Here is a 19576-nt window from a genome sequence, read left to right on the forward strand (position 1 = left end):
AGCTCTATTATTAGAACTTAGTTACCTCATATTCTAACTCCATATTTTTTCCACAAAATGCCATAGAAATTTTTAATATTTGTTTTACATGTGAGTACTCTTTTATTTTACTATCATATTTTTTATTAATAATTTGTTGTAAACCAGATTTAGCTATATCTGCTAGCTCTTCTGAGGATTTAGCGATTTTATACTCGATAATCATCGCTTTATCACCTTTACCAATTTTTGGAATCATTACAACGTCAGCTCTGCCATCCCCTGATTCTTGTTCACTCGATATTATATAATTAGAACCTAGCATATTAATAAAGCCGAGCATAAAGCCACTATAAAATAATTCAGCTTTTTTCTTTCCTGTTTGATGAAAACTAGTAGAATTAAGTAACAATTCCTGCAGACGCTCCTTAAACTCCTCTATTCTACCATCTGGTAATAAAGTAACGAAAGAATAATAGCCAGAATTATCAATATCTAATTGTTTACTAACCCATTGCACCATTCTTTTTTGGTAGATATATTTTACCTCATAATTAGGGATAGATAGTTCGTAAATATCTTGTTCTGACATCTTGGCTGCAGGATTTAGATAACCACTAAATAATAATAAGCTAAATAACCCTTCTGGTTTGTTAATATCAGCAAAATTTATATGTTTAGTAATAGAAGAAGTAATCGTTTTACCTGCAACTAAAGCCTGGATATTTTGTTGCATCTCGTCTGAGAGCAGTACATGATCAATCCAATCAGTCCCACCACTATCAATCCAATAGTGATCAAGCTTGCCTTTACTTGCCAAACATTGCATAATCGACCATGGATTATAAATGATTTCTCCGCCAAAATTATAGCCATTATACCAATTTTTAATTTCTTCTGGCTTTGTAGTGGTTGGTACTTTAGTTAATAATTCATCAACTTCTGCTTGAGTAAACCCGTAACTGTTAGAAAATCTTTCATCTAGTAAACTACATTCAGTTAAATTATTCAAATCTGAAAACAAATTAGCCTTAGCAACACGCAATATGCCGGTAATAACACCTTTTTGTAATGAATCATTGGTTTTAAGACTATTGCCAAATATTGCCCGGAATAGTTTAAGTACCTGATTAAACTCTTCTTTATGACCAAATTCCATGTAGGAGCTATTAATTGGTGTATCATATTCGTCGATTAATATATAGACCTTTTGATTAAAATGTTTATAAAGTAAGTCGCTTAGAAATTTTAAACTATTCTCAAGTTCTACTTTGTTAAACTTTCCAGAAAAATATCTAGTTAATTGCTCTTTTTCCGCTTCTTCCAATAAATATTCTTTCTCACTTACATAACGTTTTAAATAACGATAATTACTAAATAACTTAGTTATTTGATAGCTGATTTTACTTTCAATCTCCTCATAACTACTGCCCCTAACGCCCTTGAAACTTATAATAATAACTGGAAATTGACCTTGACGTTTCATAGAGTTTGCTACATTAGCAATTTTCAATGGCTTTAGTTCTTTAGTCTCATCAAAGCCTAAATCCACTTCTCCTCCGCTAAACAGCTTATGATTAACTCCTTGTTCTTGCGGCAATTGTATCCCATACTTATCCACTTCTATTTCTAGAAATCTCCGCACCATATCCATATTCAGACTTTTACCCCAACGCCTTGGGCGGGTGATCAAGGTGACTTTACCACTATCTTCTAACAATTCCTTGATCATTAGACTCTTATCAACAAATATGTCGCTATTAATCAACAAATCGTAGAAGTCATCGGTACCAACAAACATTCTTGGTTGGTAATTAATATTATTTTTTTCTTCTATCATTGTTTTCACCTGTTCCTTCCAACTATAATATCCATTATACTACTTTTTTATTGTCCACTAATAGCTAATTAGCAAAATTTTTATAATTTTTTGTTTTTTTATAGTGAATTAACACTCACAACTTTTGGGAGTTAAAAATACAAAATATTACAATCATTAATTATACATCCTTAAATCTTTATTTATATTGGGCAGGGGGCTATGTTTAACATTAGACCTCTCGCCTAACCTAATCTAATTGGTAATTTTATTGTTAAAACTCGTCTCCGTTCCTCACGTACATCTTAGTACGCTGCGGTACTCGACTTCGTTTTTCCTAAAAATTCCTCAATTATCTTTAGGTTATGCAAGAGGTCTATTATCTCTAATAAATACAAAAACCTGAATAACAACAATTAGCTTAATATTTCCTCAGGTTTTTGTAATATATAAAAAGAATTTTTTTGCAACCTTAAATGTTTTCTACTGGATAAACATTAGCACCAAGAGGTATAACTTCCACATCTTTAGGCAAAGCATCGACGGTACTTATAACAGCTAATTCCTGATCATGTTCATTCACAATCTTTATTTCTGAGTTATGTTCTGTCTCATTTGTTGGTTTTTCTTGTATTGAGGGCTTTCCCTTGAATTCTTCTGCTTGTAATACGTTTTTCTTTAATAGTTTATTTATATTCTCTAGTAAATCATCTCCTATTTTGTTGTCCCACAAATTCATTATTGTCAAAGTGTTATTGTGTTGTAAGGCTTGTACTAGTGCCTTAGCTCCCTTATTGCTTATCTGGTTGTTCCACAAATGTATTTCTGTCACAGTGCTATTGCTCTTTAAGGCATCAGCTAGTGCTTTAGCTCCCTCATCGCTTATTTGGTTGCCCCACAAATGCACTTCTGTTATAGTACTATTGTTTTTTAAGGCTTGTGCTAGTGCCTTAGCTCCCTCATCGCCTATCTGGTTTCCGCCCAGAACTATATGCGTTACAGTTTTATTGTTCTCTAAGGCTTGAGATACTGCCTTAGTTCCCTCATCGCCTATCTGGTTGCTGTTCAAATTTATTTTTGTTACAGTGCTATTGTTCGCTAAAGTATCTGCTAATTCTTTCGCTCCTTTATCACCTATGCAATTTTCATTCAAATTTATGTCCGTTACAGTTTTGTTATTCTTTAAGGCTTGAGCTAGTGATTTCACTCCATCATCGCCTATCTTGTTGTATTTTAAATTTATTTTTGTTACAGTACTATTGTTCTCTAGGGTTTGAGCTAGTGATTTCACTCCATCATCGCCTATTTTATTGTCCTTCAAATCTATGTGCGTTACAGTATCATTGCTCTCTAAGGCTTGAGCTAGTTCCTTAGCTCCCTCATCGCCTATATAGTTGTTCTTCAAATATATGTGTGTCACAGTGCTATTGCTCTTTAAGGCATCAGCTAGTTCCTTAGCTCCCTCATCGCTTATCTTGTTACTTTCCAAATATAGGTGTGTTACAGTTTTATTGTTCTTTAAGGTTTGAGCTAGTTCCTTAGCTCCCTCACCACCTATATCGTTGTAACTCAAATTTATTTGCGTTACAGTGCTATTGTTCTCTAAGGCTTGGGCTAGTAGCTTTGCTTCCTTATCGCCTATCTTGTTGTGACTCAAGTCTATATGTGTCACAGTGCTATTGCTCGTTAAGGTTTGTGCTATTGTCTTAGTTCCCTCACCACCTATCTTGTTCCAGCTCAAATCTATTTTCATTACAGTGCTATTACTTGCTAAGGCTTGAGCCAGTGCCTTAGCTCCATCATTGCCTATCTTGTTCCAGCTCAAATCTATTTTCATTACAGTGCTATTATTCGCTAAGGCTTGAGCTAGTGCCTTAGCTCCCTCATCGCCTATGTTGTTGCTATCCAAATTTACTGTTGTTATAGATTTATTGTTTGTTAAGATGTGTGCTAGTGCCTTAGTTCCCTCATCGCCTATATTGTGACAACTCAAATTTATTGTTGTCACAGTGTTATTGTGTTTTAAGGCTTGGGCTAGTAGATTCGCTTCCTCGTCATCTATCTGATTAATACCAAAGCACCAAGTCAAATCTATTTCCTTAATATCTTTTTTAGCTTTCAAGTCTTCAATAATTTTTTTTAGTGTATTCATAACATTTACCTCATGTGAAAAAATAAATTAGAACATTCTTTTTAAAATATAAAACAGTATTAGTGTTTCTATTCTTAGTATAATACGCTCATATTTATAAGTATATCTAATTTTCTACATTATTTAGCTTGGGAGTTTTTTATGATAAATTTTTATTGATTTATTAACTAATTAGTTTCTGATAATTGACAAATTAATTACTACTTGTTAACATATCAAAGATTCCTTTTCATGTGATATTAATTATGCAAGATACCACTACTAACGATTTACACAAGATTATAGCTAATATTAGGGATAATCTGCGTAAAAATTATATAGAAGCTGAAATACGTTACAGATTAAAAGATCCTTATTCTGCTTTAAAGAAGATGCTAAGGAAGGGTATTACTGTGAAAGAATTGACTGACCTAATTGGTTTTAGGATTATAGTTAATAAGCAATATGAATGTTATAAATTATTGACTATTCTTTACAAGATATATCCTGTTAATATGGCGAAGAGCAAAGACTATATTGCTAACCCTAAGGATAATGGTTACCGTTCTTTGCATATCGTAGTTATAGCAGATACCTATGACTGTAACATAGAAATACAAATACGGACTAACAGGATGCATAATATGGCAGAATCTGGTAGCGCTAACCATAAGAACTATAAAAAGATATAGGAAGAAAAACTAAGAGAGTTATTATATGAGGAGAAACTTAATACAGCTGCTATTAATACTGAGATAAATAAGGCATATGATATTTTTAACCAATTTAATTGGACTATATCAGAGCTTGTTGCTTATGAGCAGATAATTGAAAATCTTTGGCATAAATTCCAAAAGAATTTTTAAAATTCGATAATCAAGTTTTTTTGCAGATTTGAATAAAATATAGGATCATGGTTGTCATCCCTGCGAAAGCAGGGATCTAAAAATCCCCTGAGGTATTATAGATTCCCGCCTACGCGGGAATGATGGTATGGACGAGTGAAGCGAAATATGCTTTACTTGTACGGAGTCAGCTGAAAAATAGTTTTCAGCTGCTCCAAATTAAATAATAATTTAATTAATAGGTCCATACCATGATAAATAATAGCATAAAAAATACTATAATAGGAATAGATTTAGCAAAAAATAGTATGCACTTGGTGCAAGTCGATCAAAATGGCAAAAAAATAGGTTACCAAAAAGTTACAAGAGATGAGTTAATAGCCTATTTAAGCAATCTCGATAAAAGTTCATTGGTAGCTATGGAGGCATGTGGAGGAGCTAATTATTGGTCACAGGAAATTGCTAAGCTTGGTTTGCAAGTCAAACTAATGAAAACAAAAGATGTAAAAGTTTATGCTACATCGAAACAGAAAAATGATTATAACGATGCGTTAGCAATATGCAAAGCGGCTCGTGATCCAGAATTAAAAACTGTGCTACTAAAAAGCAAGGAGGAACAAGATATAAAATTCTTGCATAAAATTAGAAGTAATACGATCAGAGATCGTGTGCAAAAAACTAATTCTACAATATCAAGTTTATGTGAATATGGCTATAATACAAAATTAAGTAAAAATAAATTTTGCAAATCATGTAGGCTGGAGGTAGAGTTAGCGTATAGTAAAGGTTATATAAATTCTGGGGTAAGGTCAATTTTACTTTTAGAATGTAAAGAAATTGAGGATTTATGTGACAAAGAAAAAACTTTAGAAAAGCTGATTATCAGCAATAATAAGCAAAGTGAGAAAGCTACTAGGTTGCAGACAATTTTTGGCATTGGAGCAATCAATGCTAGTTGTTTGAGTGTAGCCCCAATGGAAAGTTATCCAACCCCGAGGGATTTTGCTGCTTCGCTTGGTTTGGTACCAAAGCAACATAGCTCAGGAGATAAGATAGTTTTAGGAGGGATTACCAAACAAGGAGATAGATATGCCAGAACTATGTTGATTCAAGCCGCAAGGACAATAGCAATAAGAGCAAAAAGTGATAAGGAATCAAAAGATAAACTAGTGCAGTGGGCAGTGAAGAAATTTGCTGAAAATAAATCATATAATATTATATGTGTTGGTTTAGCAAATAAGTTAGCAAGGATTGCTTATGCAGTAGTCACCAATGGTAGCGAATATGTTGCAAATTAGTTTAGTTGGAAAAAAAGAAGAAACTATGTCAACTAAATAAAAATTGGTAATTGATAAATATTGTGAGTAAAGAATAGTAACAATAAAGAGAACGAAAGTTAAAGAGTTAATGAATAAGTATTCTGAATAAAATCCGTAATTATGTCGAGGCTCTAGAAGCCGTGGGAATGAGAGGTCACTCAAGGATATTTATAAGAATGCAGAAACCATTATGGCACTTGATGCCGAATATATGACCGCTTCCTTTGTGGCTCTATTTTTTTATTTTCTTTGTTGACAAATTCACTCGTCCATATATGACAAATTTTGCGTTTAAAGATAGCTCTGCAAAAAACTTGATTATCGAGAAAAAGATATCCAAAATTTATTGGCAATATTAGTTTAATTTAATGTACAATTAAACTAATTAGAGAGGTATTTATGGAAGATATTGGCAATTGGCAGTCAAAGTTTGAGTGTTGTGACTATTCTGATAAGTTACTTAATAAATTGATTTTACTAAACAACAAGGTACCTTATCCAGTAGATATCAGAGAAATTATCAAAGCTATCTACTATACTAAGAAATATCATGGTAGTCAAAGGCGGCAATCCGGTGAACCTTATTACTCTCATCCAATAGAAGTAGCATACATGGTTGCCCAGTACACAGCCCAAGAAATTCCCACATTATTTAAAACTGAGATGATCGTTACCAGTTTATTGCACGACACGATCGAAGATACAGCCCTTACCGAAGAGATGATAGCTCGAATTTTTGGGAGTATTGTTGCTAACCAAGTTGAAGGTTTAACAAGGATTAAGCCTTATGGCAAGATTAGTGCCAAAGAAACTTTAGATTTGTTATTCCAACAAGAACGATATGATGTGATATTAATTAAATTATTTGATCGTATTCATAATTTACAAACACTAAGGGCTAAGTCATCAGAAAAGGCACTGAAAATAGTTAAAGAGACTGTAGGATATTTTATAACTCTTTGTGTCCAATTGGAAATACCAATAGCCGAGCGACAATTAACAAAGCTATGTTACCAAAATTTATCTACTAACGGCTCCATCTAACTCTAACTTATGAAGTTTCTTGTATTGATAATTTTTAGCTGGTTTTGCCAGCTTTTCAAAATGAGATAATCCATAAGCAAAAGCGATCATTGTCGGAATCATAATAAACCATATTCCCCAATTGCCAAAACACTCAATAAGATAGACAAAACCAAAAGAGCTAATAACATACATCAAAGCACGAGATACAGCAAATGTCATGCTAGCACAGGTAAAACGTTTAAATACAGGAAAGCTTTTTAAAAAAATGGGAGTAGCAGGGCTTATGCATTTCTTCCATAAGACTATAAAGAATTGAATGAAAAATAACTGATAAGGCGAATTAAGATTATTTAATAAATACGGACAAAATATCATAAAAATAGAAAATATTATCAGTATAATTCTCATGATTAATAATGGAGATACTTTTAAACTTAAATAACATAATACTAATGTGGTTAACAATTCCATAAAACAGACAAGAAAATTATGCTGAATAACTTTAGATAGTGTGTAACCAAAGGTGGTTTTTAAAATATTAGCACAATATATATAAATAAGATAAACGCATACTGGTAAAGCACATTGTAATAAAAAGAAAGCTAGTACGGTTTTTTTATTAACTCTTTCTTGCCAAATAGGACGGTCTTGTAAAATAGTTATATCGGTATTAGTTCTTTTAAAAATTTTTCTTATTCGACGTTTAGCATCGGCAAATTCTGGTGCTTCTCTAAGTTTGGTTCTGGCAACAGATCCAACAAAGGCAATTATTGCCCCAATCCAAAATGCTGTACGCCAGTTAAAAATATGCAAAGTAACAAGTAAGACCGTTCCTAAAGCCGCTAATGTTCCTAGGATAGCAAAAGCTCCCATCAACCCTACACTTGCATATTGTACCGGGGGTTTAAGCATTTCAGTTAGATAAAGTTCTGCCCCTACTATTTCGCCCATAGAAGAAATACCTTGCACAGCCCGGCAAATAATCGCTACCCAAGTCGCTACATTTCCTATTTGTTCGTAAGTAGGCAGATTAGCCATAACAACACAAGAACAAGCCATTGTAAGGGTTGTGATGATAACTGTGGTCTTACGCCCTATATTATCACCTATCCATCCAAATATTAAAGCCCCTAATGGTCTAAGTAAGTAAGTTGAGCAAAAAGTAGCTGCATAACACAAAGCAGTAGTGTGTGGATCAGTTTCGGAAAAAAATAAGGGGTTAAGAAATACTGCCATGTGAACATAAACCATCAAATCAAAATATTCAAGGAAGGTTCCTATTGATAGTAACCCCAAAGCTTCTTTTTGTTCTATGTTTAAACTTGTTTGTTGTTGAGGGTAGCCTATCATTTTTCTTACCATCAATAGCTTGGTTATTAATGATAACAAAAAAAAATAATATTAAAAGTGAAATACTAAATTTTAATTAACAATTTCACATAAAGATTAACAAAGCTTAAACAGTCTGGGGAAATTTTTTATATTACAAAAACTTAAATAAATATTAAGTTACTATTAAAAAATAAAAAAATAACCAATATCGCAAAAATAATGAAAACAGCTATTAGTGGAGCAAAAAAATCTGTTATATTTATAGATATAGCCTAATTTGGAATAATACCAGTTCTCGAAATTAATTTAGGTTGAGAAATTTGTAGGAGACACGGAACGCAGCACCGGAGCGTACTCAAGTGTACGTGAGGATGCGAGTACCACAACTGTTGAAAGTTAGAAGGTAAAGCGGGTTTTAGATAGGTTTTCTGTCATTGCGAGACCACGCAAGTAGGTCGTGGCAATCCATCTTTGGTTACTTTTATGGATTGCTTCGTCGACCTAAGGTCTTTCTCGCTAATAGACGTTGACCACATACGATTTTTAAACTATCAGGTCTAAAACCGCTTCCTCTTCTAACTTTCAACAGTTGTGATGCGAGTACCGGATCGACGCACAAATTACCAACATAAATTAATTTCGGGAATTGGTATAACTTGTTATATCAAATCCAGGTTATATATAGCATTTATATAATATAACTAATAAGGAATTAATGAATCTCTATAGAATTAACCCGTCATTATCGTTTTTAGATATATTAGCTGATTTTATTTTAGATAATTTCAGTGAGAAGAATTCTATTAGCAATCTTAAGGTTATATTGCCTAGTGGTTTCGATTGTTGGAATTTACAAAATATTTTGATTAACAAACAGCATATTGCGATTTTGCCAAATATTATTCCTTGGTCTAATATTATGGCTGAAGGTGAAGAAATTTTTGCTATCGCATCAGAAAATTTACAGCCAATAAAGTTTTTGCAAGAAAAAGTTATCCTGGCAGAAATCATTCATAATTATCATGATTTACAATTCAGTATAACCCAATCTTTGCAATTTTGTTCAACAATATCTGAGTTATTTTACCAGCTAGCTGGTAATAATTTATCGATAGATTCGGTAAATGAAATAGAAAAAATCAATCCATCGCAACATTGGAGTGTTATTTATCAATTTCTTAAATACGTCCATTCTGAATGGCAAGAGAAGATAAAATTGTTAGGAAAGCAAGATCGGCTAAATTATCAGGTCACTATGATGGATGCAGAGATAGCAAGGCTGAAAAGAGCTGATACTAGTTTGATAATAGCCGGTATAGTAGGGCATAATCCCATATCATGGAATTTTTTAAAGAATGTTGCTAATTTACCGGATGGTTTTATAATTTTACCGCCTATTAGTATGTGTCATTCCCGCGTAGGCGGGAATCTAGATATAGTCAATTTAGGAGAACTTGACTATAGCTATAATCCTGAAGAAGATTGCTTATATAACTTTAAAAAATTACTGACAATTCTCAATAAAAATTTATTAGATTCCCAACTTTTGGGTGATCAGCAGTCAGATCATTTGCTTTTCGATCGGATAATTTGTAACAATATATACTCGGATGATCTGGAGAATTGGAACGTAAAACAAGGGGTGAGTGGGCTAGGCGTAGATGAACTACGTGAGCACGCGAATGCCCCGAAGTTTTGCGGAGCCAATTCTTCAAAGCATTCGAGTATACCTGATGAGCCTAAACGATTAGCCGTAGATCATATAAAATATTATGAGCTTGAAGATATTTTTCAAGAGGCAAAGCAAATAAGTCTGATTTGCCAACAATCTAGTGATAAGAAAATAGCTATTATTGTCAATAATCAAACAACCAAGAATTTTTATTGTAATTTTTTGACCAAATATTCCCTAGAATTCCAAGATTTGCTAGGTAATAATTTATCAGAAACGTTAATTAGCTCTCTAATAATTGCCATTAGTGAAATATTATGTAATGATTTTGATATAAAAAAGTTATTTTTACTATTAAAGCATCCTTTGATTAATCATAAATTAGTTCAAAGATTAGAGATTTTAACGAGTGGTAAAAACCGCTTTATCCGGCAATCTAGCCAAATGCTGTTTTTAGTAGAAAAAACCAATGATAATGAATTAATAGAATGGTCTAAGAAGCTAATAAACTTACTTTATAGCAATAGTGGCAATAATTTTGCTAAAATATTAAAATCCTCGATTAGCATTGCTGAAAAACTTTACCGAGATATTTGGCATGAGCAGTCAGCTGCTGAATTATCAAATTTTTTATCGGAGTTAATAAATACTAATTGTAATTTAACCTTAGATAATAAAAAAGATTTTCCAAAGTTACTGAAGGGTTTAATGTCTAATTGTAAGTATTTTGCTCATAATAATTATTCTAAAAATATAATTATTGGTAAAGCAGAAGATTTAATATTACTTAAATTTGATTTAGTAATTTTAACTGACTTTAATCAAGGATGCTGGTCATCATCCTCATCTATCAGGCAATGGATTAATGAGCAAACGTTAAAAAAATTACATATGGTTGTTGGAACTTCTATCGATCAATATTATTTTTATTTATTTCTGCATAATGCCCAAGTAATAATTACTAGATCAAAAAGACAGGATGGTAAATCTGGTTTGTTACCATCGAATTTGTTACTAAAATTGCAACTTATTGCACAACAAAGTTTGATTTCAGAAAATTATTTAACATATTTATCAGAAAGTGACTTAGTGGATGTACAAAATAATGTTAATATTAATATGGTTGAGTCAATTAATCGTAGTAATAATGTGTATAGCCCCATTTTTCCTGATACAATATCAGTTACTGATACAGAAATGTTAATACGGAATCCTTATAGTTTTTACGCTAAGAAGATTTTGAATGTCAGGAGTAGAGATAGGGTAGGGCAGGAGCCTAAAATATCTGAATTTGGTAGTTTTGTTCATAAGGTTTTAGAGCAATATTCGAAAAATTATAACAAGTTAGAGAATAACAAAATTGGCTTAATATTGGATATTAGTAATAATCTGTTACAAGATGTTATCTTACCAACCTATACGCAAAAAATTTGGCAAATAAAATTTATGCCTATTGCTGAGTCTTTTGTTGAATTTGATGAACAACGTAGAAATGGTTGTAAATATATTTATTCTGAAACTAGAGGAGCAATTTCATTAAATATTGCTGGGCAAGAATTAACAATAATTGGAGTGGCTGATAGAATTGAGATAGATGAGTTTGGGGCAGCGAGCATTATCGATTATAAAACCGGTAGCTTACCGAGTAGAAAAGATATAGAAACTGGGTTATCCCCGCAGTTAATAATTGAGGCGTTAATGTTACAAGAAGGTGGTTTTGGTATGCAAATCCATAACGTTAAACAGGTTGTTTACGTAAAAATTTCTAGCTCAAAACCAATAATCCAAACTTTAGAGATAGAACTCACTAAAGAAGAGTTGGCTAGGCATAAACAAGGTATGATACGATTACTAGAATATTATATAACGAATAAAAGCTTTTCGTATGATATTGATTTACTAAAACACGATGACTATGCCTACTTGGCTAGGAGAGATTAGGTTGCCGTGAACCTCCCTCTTTTAAATCTCCACATTAAGGAGGGATGTTTACGCAACCCAGTCTACCAACGTACTTCTGGGGGTAGGGACATTAATATTGCCTCAACATTACCATCTGTCATTAAGCCAAATAATGTACCACGATCATATAGTAAGTTAAACTCAACATATCTACCTCGACGTACTAATTGATAATCTCTTTGTTCCTTGCTCCAGGGTAGAAGCATTTTTGTTCTAACAATTTCAGGATATACTGTTAGAAATGCTTGTCCTACGTCTTTAGTAAAAGAAAAATCATTATTAAAATTTCCGGTATTTAAATAATCATAAAATATACCTCCTACTCCCCTTGGTTCATTCCGATGTTTTAAGTAAAAATATTCATCGCATTGTTTTGTAAATTTATGATAATAATTTGGATCATGTTTATTACAAGCTTGTTTAAAAGCAGTATGAAATTTTGCTGTCTCATTCTTATCAGGATAAAATGGTGTTAGGTCGCCACCACCGCCAAACCAACGATTAGCAGTTTCAATATAGCGGGTGTTGAAATGCACTGCTGGTACTAATGGAGAAGTAAGGTGAGCAACGATAGAAATACCAGTAGCAAAAAATTGCCTACTATTTTCTGTACCTGGTATATTTTTACTAAATTCTGTAGATAATTCTCCAAAAACTGTAGAAATATTTACCCCAACTTTCTCAAATAAGTTGCCACGCATTATAGACATTACTCCACCACCACCGCTTTTTCTATCCCAGGGTGTTCGTATGAATTTTGCTGGTTCTAAACCTTTCGCCTTACTATATTCAAGCTCAATTTCTTCTAATTTGCTACATACTTGATCGCGTAAATCACTAAACCATGTTATCGTTTTTTCTTTATCAGTTGTCATAATTTTTCCAATTTATTTACATTATACCCCAAAATTTTCTTCCACTAATACTTTTATAAAAAATAATTTTTTTATATAGCTAACCTATTAATGTTTTAGATATTCCAGGCGTTATTGCGAGGAGCTACTTTAGTAGCATTGATGCAATCCAGGAAAGTGGTTAGAATGGATTGCTTCGTCGACCTAGGGTCTCCTCGCAATGACGTTTATACAATTTTTAAATATCTCTCTTGTAGTTATTAGCCTTAATTAATCGTCTTATTTCATTCCTCATAAAATAAATGATAACTAAAAATATACTATAAATAGTTATAATATAAAAGGCAGGAGCATAAAACAAGCCTGTTTCTTCAACAAGCCAACGCGAAATAACAGTAGAAGTGGCACCAAACATGGCAATACCCAAATTGTAACTAAAAGCTACCCCAGAAAATTTTTGTTCAGGAGAAAATAATACTATAATGACGCTATAGGCTGTTCCAGCTATTGCCCCACCAAGAATGCCCAAGATAGTCAGAGCAAAAATTTGTTGCCATATGGACGGTAATGACATAGATAATATAGTAGGTAAAATTAGTATTAAGACCGCTATACTTACTAAAACTAGCACTTTAAATTTTCCTATAATATCAGTTAATCCACCAAATAATGGCATAGATATCATTGATATAAAGTTGGCATATAATAAATAAATAAGAGCAGTTGTATTATCAAAATGCATAACATTGCGGTAATACACATTGATATAAGTTTTTATTAAATATATGATACTACTAGCAACTGCTCCAATACAAAATGTTAAAAACATTGCCTTCCAAGCTGTCCTGACTACGTTGATAAAAGGAGCTTTTAAAGTTTTTTTCTGTTCAGCTAACATTTTAAAAATGGGAGTCTCTGATATACGAAGGCGTAAATAAAAGCCAACCAACCCCAGAACTCCACCTAATAAAAATGCGAAACGCCAGGCAAAATCAAGATGATAAAAATATTGCTCAATAATAATTCCGACAAAAGCAGCAATTAATGTACCAGCAATATTTGAACCATTCACTAAACCAGCCGTAAAACCCGGACGTAAATTTTGATGATGCTCTAGAATAAAAATAGCCGCTCCAGCACCTTCACCACTAATACACAAACCTTGTAAGAGACGCATTATAATCAATATTATAGGTGCACAAATTCCTATACTAGAATAAGAAGGGATTAACCCTATAGTGAATGTGGGTATAGTCATACCAAGCATAGAAATAATCAAGGATATCCGCCTACCATATTTATCTGCAATATAACCAAAAAATATACCGCCTATTGGTCTAGTAACAAACCCCACCGCGAATACACAAAGACTTAACATTATTTGTATAAATTCTGAACTTTCAGAAAAAAACGTACGACCAATCATTAGTGAAAATATGGAGTATACTGTGAAATCGTAATATTCTAGTATATTTCCTAAAATTGCTGATAAAAAAACGGACTTAGGTTTACTCATCTAGATCTTATCAAATTAATTTAATTAAATCGGATTATAGACAACTTAACCAACTTATAAAGCGTAAAATAATTTTATTTTCTTATGATGATTTTTTTCCTAAAAAGTATCATTGCAGAAAGCTGCTTTAGTGGCGACTATCGAAAATTAGAAGGGGAAGTGGGTTTTAGACCGGATAGTTTAAAAGTTGTATGTGGTCAATGTTTATTAGCAAGGAAAATTTTAGGTTGACGAAATAACCCAGGAAAATAATTAGAAATAGATTGCTTCGACCATTACACGGTCTCGCAATACAGATGACGTCATTGCTAGAAGGCATAAGCCGACGAAGCAATCCAATAAGTGTGGATTGCCGCGACCACTATGTGGTCTCGCAATGACAGATGATGTCATTGCGAGAAGGCATAAGCCGACGAAGCAATCCATGTTTGCTCTTTTTATACTATAGAGTAGGGCGTAAGAGTACTAATTTTTGCCACTCATCTTCATCAATAATGTTAATCCCCAGCTCTTTAGCTTTCTTGAGTTTACTACCAGCATCGCTACCTGCCACTACTAAATCAGTGGTAGACGAAACGCTACTGGCTACTTTAGCTCCTAATTTTTCTGCCTGAGATTTGGCTTCTGCTCTTGAGAGAGTTAGTAATGATCCAGTAAATACCACAATCTTGCCAGATAATGCAGTTTTAGTTGTTTGTTGATTATGGTCTTGAATATTTAGAATTTTACTCAGTTGCTGAATAGTTTGTAAATTTTCTTTAATATCAAAAAAGTCGATAATATCTAGCAAAATCTTATCGCCTATTCCTTCCAGATCATTTAACCTTTGGTAAATTGGCTGTTCACCTTTTAACAAAGATTCCATAGCTGTTATGAAATTATTATAATTCTGAAATTCTCGAGCAAGTAATTTGGCGGTTTGTTCACCAATATGTCTGATTCCTAGGGAATAAATGAATCTATTTAGGGAAACGGTTTTGGCTTTGTCAATATTGGCAAATAGGTTTTCTACAGATTTTCGCCCCCATCCTACCATATTTTCAAGCTTGACTAAGTTTTTTTCATTATTATTTTGTAAATAAAAAATATCCACAGGATTTTCGATTAAAGATTTTTCCAGCAAAAATTCTATTTGCTTTTTCCCCAAACCATCTATATCTAAAGCATTTTTAGATGTAAAATGGCAAATTCGTTCATAATTTTGAGCAGGACAATTTAAACCATTATCGCAACGAATAATTATAGTTTCTTGATTATAATGTAACTGAGAGCCACAAGATGGGCAAAGCTTCGGCATATCGATTTTTGACGATTCACTAGAACGTTTAGTAAAATCTACAGCAGTAATTTGCGGTATGACATCACCGGCTCTCTGCAAAAATACATAATCATTGATTCGTATGTCTTTTCTGATAATTTCCTGATAATTATGTAAGGTAGCTCGTGATACCCTAACTCCACCAATAGAAAGCGGCTCTAACTCAGCAACTGGAGTTAATACACCGGTTCTACCTACTTGTAGAGTAATGTTAATTAGTTTAGTTTGACCAATAATCGCCGGAAATTTATGAGCAATAGCAAATCTTGGACTCCTTGCAATAAAGCCCATTCTTTGCTGCAAAGCAAAATCATTTAGCTTATATACAACACCATCAATTTCATAAGGTAATTCTTCTCTAGATGAATTCAAATATTCATAGAAAGATTTCATCTCATCTTCAGAACAAGCTAATTTCCCTATATTATTGACGATAAACCCTAACTCTTTTAACTTATCTAATAAAATATCTTGAGAATCAGCTATTTTGCTACTGCTACTCCCCACAGCATAGACAAAATATTGTAGGGGTCTAGTTGCCGTAACGTTTGAATCTAACTGTCTTAATGACCCAGCAGCCGCGTTACGCGGATTGGCAAATTTATCTTTTTTGGATAATTCTTGAGCTTGATTTAATAATAGAAAATCCTGCTTATTAATGTAAACCTCTCCTCTTACTTCTAAAATTGCTGATGTCGCAACTATTGCATGAGGAAAATTCTTGATAGTCTTGATATTTTCCGTTATATCTTCCCCAATCAAGCCATCACCCCTTGTTGCAGCCCTTGTAAGTATCCCATTCTCATAGGTAGCAGAAAAAGACAAACCATCTATTTTAGGTTCGCAAAAAATAGCCGGAAAACCATCAAGTCGTAGAAAATTCTTTATTCTATTGATAAATTCTGATACATCTTCACTATCAAAGGCATTACTAAGCGAAAACATCGGATGGATATGTGTTACTTTCGAAAATTTCTCTGCTACAGAACTACCAATTTGTTTAGTTGGGCTATTTTCTAGTATCAGATGAGGAAATTTTTTTTCAAGTTCAAGATTTAAATTAAATAATTGATCATACTCAGCATCAGAAATCAGGGGAGCATCCTCTTGGTGATAGGCTTTATTATATTCTTCTATCTTATTTGCTAGTTGTTTTAATAAATCTTTTGCCTCTAATTCAGAAAGCTGTTCAATATTAGTGGGAATATCTTGCATATAGTAGTTGTTTAAATTGATTTATATATATAGTCAATTGATGAGAAGTTGGTGATGTCGTCGCTCCTAGCCCAAAATTCTCCTGAATTGAATATAATTTATGGATTGCTTCGTCGGCTTACGCCCTCTCGCAATGACCTTTGGAGTACATATCAGTCATTGTGAGCGAATGTATGTGAGCGTGGCAATCCATCATTTCCACCCACTATTGTCATTCTCGCGTCCCTTGTCATTCCCGCGTAGGCGGGAATCTAGTATAGATACATGCTTTCGTAGGGATGACACTAAGTTGATCAGGTATATGCATAAGGTGATTTAATTATATAAGTAGAGTTTAAAAAATAAAAACTGTAAAATTGTTAGATGTATAGCATAGATATATAAAGCATTATGACTGATAATCCGTAAATTTACAGCAATTTTCTGCTCAAAATTTCTTGCGATCATAAATATATATCCTAAAACCCCGAATATAATGACTATAAATACGTAAATATACGAAAACTGAAAAATAGATATGGTATGCATTATGGACAAAATTATAGATATTGCAATGGTAAGCCTGAGATTACCTAGATCATGCTTAGCAATATAGCCAAGTAGCATGATAGCCATAGATAAGGTTCCGTAATCAATAAGGAACCAACTACAGAACCAAAGAGAGCCAAGGAAAACAACATGACAATAGCCTTTATAGAAAAAATTATTTAAGCTATTACGAAAATAATAAAGATAGCATTGTCCTAAAAAAATAGGGATAAGTATATTAGTTACAGTAAATTCCCTAAATAATATGGTAGTAAAAATATATAGCAGAACTCCAACTACCAAAATTCTAATTTTTGGTTTTGTATGAAAATTATAGCCAGCAAAAAAGCAAAAAATCGGCATAGTAGTACGACCAATAACTCGCATTATTTCGTACTCAGGAAAAAAATATAACCCCAAATGATCTATTACCATAGTTATCATGGCTATAGTCTTCAAAAAATCTTGATAATTAGACTCAGTTTTCATCATTAATACATTTCTTTGGATAAAGCTTAAAACAAAAAACCATTAGAAAAAACGTTGCTATTCCAACTATAATTGTTGCTGCTAGCATAAAAGCTTTTACTAATAAGAATTCGGCATAATAATATTGGGCATAATAATGTTTAATTACCCAAATTACTAGTGTCATTATTATGCAGCTTAATAAAATCTTGCCACAAAATGTGTATAATTTTGCATCAATAAAAGAAAGACCATATTTCTTTGTGTGTACGTATAACAACCAAACATTATACCAAGCGGTAATAGAACAGGCAAGAGCTATACCAAGATGACCAAATTGCCTCATCATAACAATATTTAATATAGTATTCACTGTAAGGGAATATAAGGTTATTTTTAAAGGAGTTTTCGTATCATGATTAGCATAAAAAATCGGCATTAAAATTTTGGCTAGTATAAAAGCTGGTAAACCAAGGGAAAAAGCAGAAATAGCCTCAGCAGTTTTAATGGTATCAGCATAAGTAAAAGCCCCCCGCTGATATATTATATGAATGATTGGTTCTGATAGCACGATAATACCAAAGGTAGCTGGTAAAGATAATAACAGCCCAATTTTAATAGCATTATTCTGGATATTTGCCGCTTTCTTTAAATCATTCATTTGATAGGTTTTCGATAATTCTGGTAATAATATAGTACCAAAAGTTACCCCTATTATTGATAAAGGAAATTGGTATATTCTATCTGCATAAGATAATATTGAAATCGCCCCTTCGATGAAGCTAGCTATTGATTGCGAGATAAATAAGCTAAGCTGCTGAAATCCTGAGCTAACAACCGCCGGTCCCATATTGGACAAAAACTTTTTGACATCTCTATTATATGGATCAAAAACTAGTGGAAACGATAAACCAACTCTAATGACACAATAAAACATAAAAATGATTTGTAATAAGCCAGCAATCACCAGAGATAAACTAATCGATATAGGGGCAGATATACGTTCTTGTAACGCTACCGTTGTAATAATCACAAGAATATTTAAAATAATCGGAGAAAAAGCAAAAGCTGCGAACCTCTTTACTGAATTTAGAATACCCCCAAGCATCGCCGCTATCGAAATAAAAACCAAATATGGCATAGTGATACGGCACAGAGCAATTGTTAAATTAAATTTCTCTGGATATTCATGAAAACCAGGAGCAATAATAAACATTAAGGAAGGCATCATAAGTTGCATTAGTACTACTACCATTACTAAAGTAATTAGTAAAATAGTAAATATAACGCCGGTGAAATGGCGTGCCGCCTCACGAGATTCTATGATTTTTGTATTAAAAATAGGGACAAAAACGACTGATAAAGCCCCCTCGCCAAAAATACGCCTAAATAGGTTGGGTAATTTAAAAGCAACATTAACACTATCAGCAACACTACCAGCTCCAAATAATGAAGCGACAAATAATTCTCTAGCAAGACCAGATATACGAGAAATTAAGGTAAATAAAGCTATTATAATTCCAGAACGAAATAATGTATATCCCTCGCCTTTCATTTGTTATTCCAATTTTGAGTATATGCAACTATATCAA

12 protein-coding genes are annotated in these 19576 nt (G+C 32.8%); 4 read left to right on the forward strand and 8 right to left on the reverse strand.

What is annotated here, in order from left to right:
* Window positions 1–10: 10 nt before the first annotated feature.
* Together ACQH6S_RS05120 and ACQH6S_RS05125 are read right to left on the reverse strand one after the other, a co-directional pair.
* The gene (locus ACQH6S_RS05120) at window positions 11–1819 is read right to left on the reverse strand and encodes an AAA family ATPase (protein ID WP_425360488.1); all 1809 of its coding nucleotides are present in this window, start codon (window positions 1817–1819) and stop codon (window positions 11–13) included.
* A gap of 451 nt (window positions 1820–2270) precedes the next feature.
* Window positions 2271–3950 (reverse strand): hypothetical protein, encoded by a 1680-nt coding sequence (locus ACQH6S_RS05125; protein WP_425364388.1) that lies wholly within the window; start codon window positions 3948–3950, stop codon window positions 2271–2273.
* Between the two features lie 245 nt (window positions 3951–4195).
* Between ACQH6S_RS05125 and ACQH6S_RS05130 the strand changes: the two genes are divergently transcribed.
* The 3 genes from ACQH6S_RS05130 (at window position 4196) to ACQH6S_RS05140 (ending at window position 7137) form a co-directional block, all read left to right on the forward strand.
* Window positions 4196–4621 (forward strand): bifunctional (p)ppGpp synthetase/guanosine-3',5'-bis(diphosphate) 3'-pyrophosphohydrolase, encoded by a 426-nt coding sequence (locus ACQH6S_RS05130; protein ID WP_425364389.1) that lies wholly within the window; start codon window positions 4196–4198, stop codon window positions 4619–4621.
* 404 nt (window positions 4622–5025) lie between these two features.
* A complete protein-coding gene (locus tag ACQH6S_RS05135; RefSeq protein ID WP_425360001.1) occupies window positions 5026–6072 on the forward strand; it encodes an IS110 family transposase in 1047 nt (348 codons plus the stop codon).
* A 420-nt stretch (window positions 6073–6492) separates the two neighbouring features.
* Window positions 6493–7137, forward strand: coding sequence for an HD domain-containing protein (locus ACQH6S_RS05140; RefSeq protein ID WP_425360485.1), 645 nt, complete (start codon window positions 6493–6495; stop codon window positions 7135–7137).
* Here the strand turns inward: ACQH6S_RS05140 and ACQH6S_RS05145 are convergent.
* Window positions 7114–8469, reverse strand: coding sequence for an MFS transporter (locus ACQH6S_RS05145; protein WP_425364390.1), 1356 nt, complete (start codon window positions 8467–8469; stop codon window positions 7114–7116). The two genes, ACQH6S_RS05140 and ACQH6S_RS05145, sit on opposite strands and share 24 nt — an antisense overlap.
* A 697-nt stretch (window positions 8470–9166) precedes the next feature.
* Here ACQH6S_RS05145 and ACQH6S_RS05150 point away from each other — a divergent pair.
* Complete coding sequence (locus ACQH6S_RS05150) at window positions 9167–12064, forward strand: PD-(D/E)XK nuclease family protein (protein ID WP_425364391.1); 2898 nt, start codon at window positions 9167–9169, stop codon at window positions 12062–12064.
* A gap of 62 nt (window positions 12065–12126) precedes the next feature.
* Here ACQH6S_RS05150 and hemF read toward each other — a convergent pair whose 3' ends face one another.
* The 5 genes from hemF to murJ all read right to left on the reverse strand — a co-directional run bounded on the left by hemF (window position 12127) and on the right by murJ (window position 19539).
* Complete coding sequence (gene hemF, locus ACQH6S_RS05155; protein WP_410525752.1) at window positions 12127–12960, reverse strand: oxygen-dependent coproporphyrinogen oxidase; 834 nt, start codon at window positions 12958–12960, stop codon at window positions 12127–12129.
* A 217-nt stretch (window positions 12961–13177) separates the two neighbouring features.
* Entirely contained in the window at window positions 13178–14455 is a 1278-nt protein-coding gene (locus ACQH6S_RS05160) for an MFS transporter (protein WP_425360482.1), read from the reverse strand.
* 442 nt (window positions 14456–14897) lie between these two features.
* Complete coding sequence (ligA, locus tag ACQH6S_RS05165) at window positions 14898–16988, reverse strand: NAD-dependent DNA ligase LigA (protein WP_425360481.1); 2091 nt, start codon at window positions 16986–16988, stop codon at window positions 14898–14900.
* 315 nt (window positions 16989–17303) lie between these two features.
* Window positions 17304–18008 carry a TraX family protein gene (locus ACQH6S_RS05170; protein ID WP_425360480.1) on the reverse strand — a complete coding sequence of 235 codons (705 nt, stop codon included), beginning with the start codon at window positions 18006–18008 and terminating at the stop codon, window positions 17304–17306.
* Window positions 17995–19539 carry a murein biosynthesis integral membrane protein MurJ gene (gene murJ / locus ACQH6S_RS05175; RefSeq protein ID WP_425364392.1) on the reverse strand — a complete coding sequence of 515 codons (1545 nt, stop codon included), beginning with the start codon at window positions 19537–19539 and terminating at the stop codon, window positions 17995–17997. The genes ACQH6S_RS05170 and murJ overlap by 14 nt, the downstream gene beginning before the upstream one ends.
* Window positions 19540–19576 lie beyond the last annotated feature (37 nt).

Origin of the sequence: Candidatus Tisiphia endosymbiont of Mystacides longicornis, assembly GCF_964031095.1 — a bacterium.
Lineage (GTDB): Bacteria > Pseudomonadota > Alphaproteobacteria > Rickettsiales > Rickettsiaceae > Tisiphia.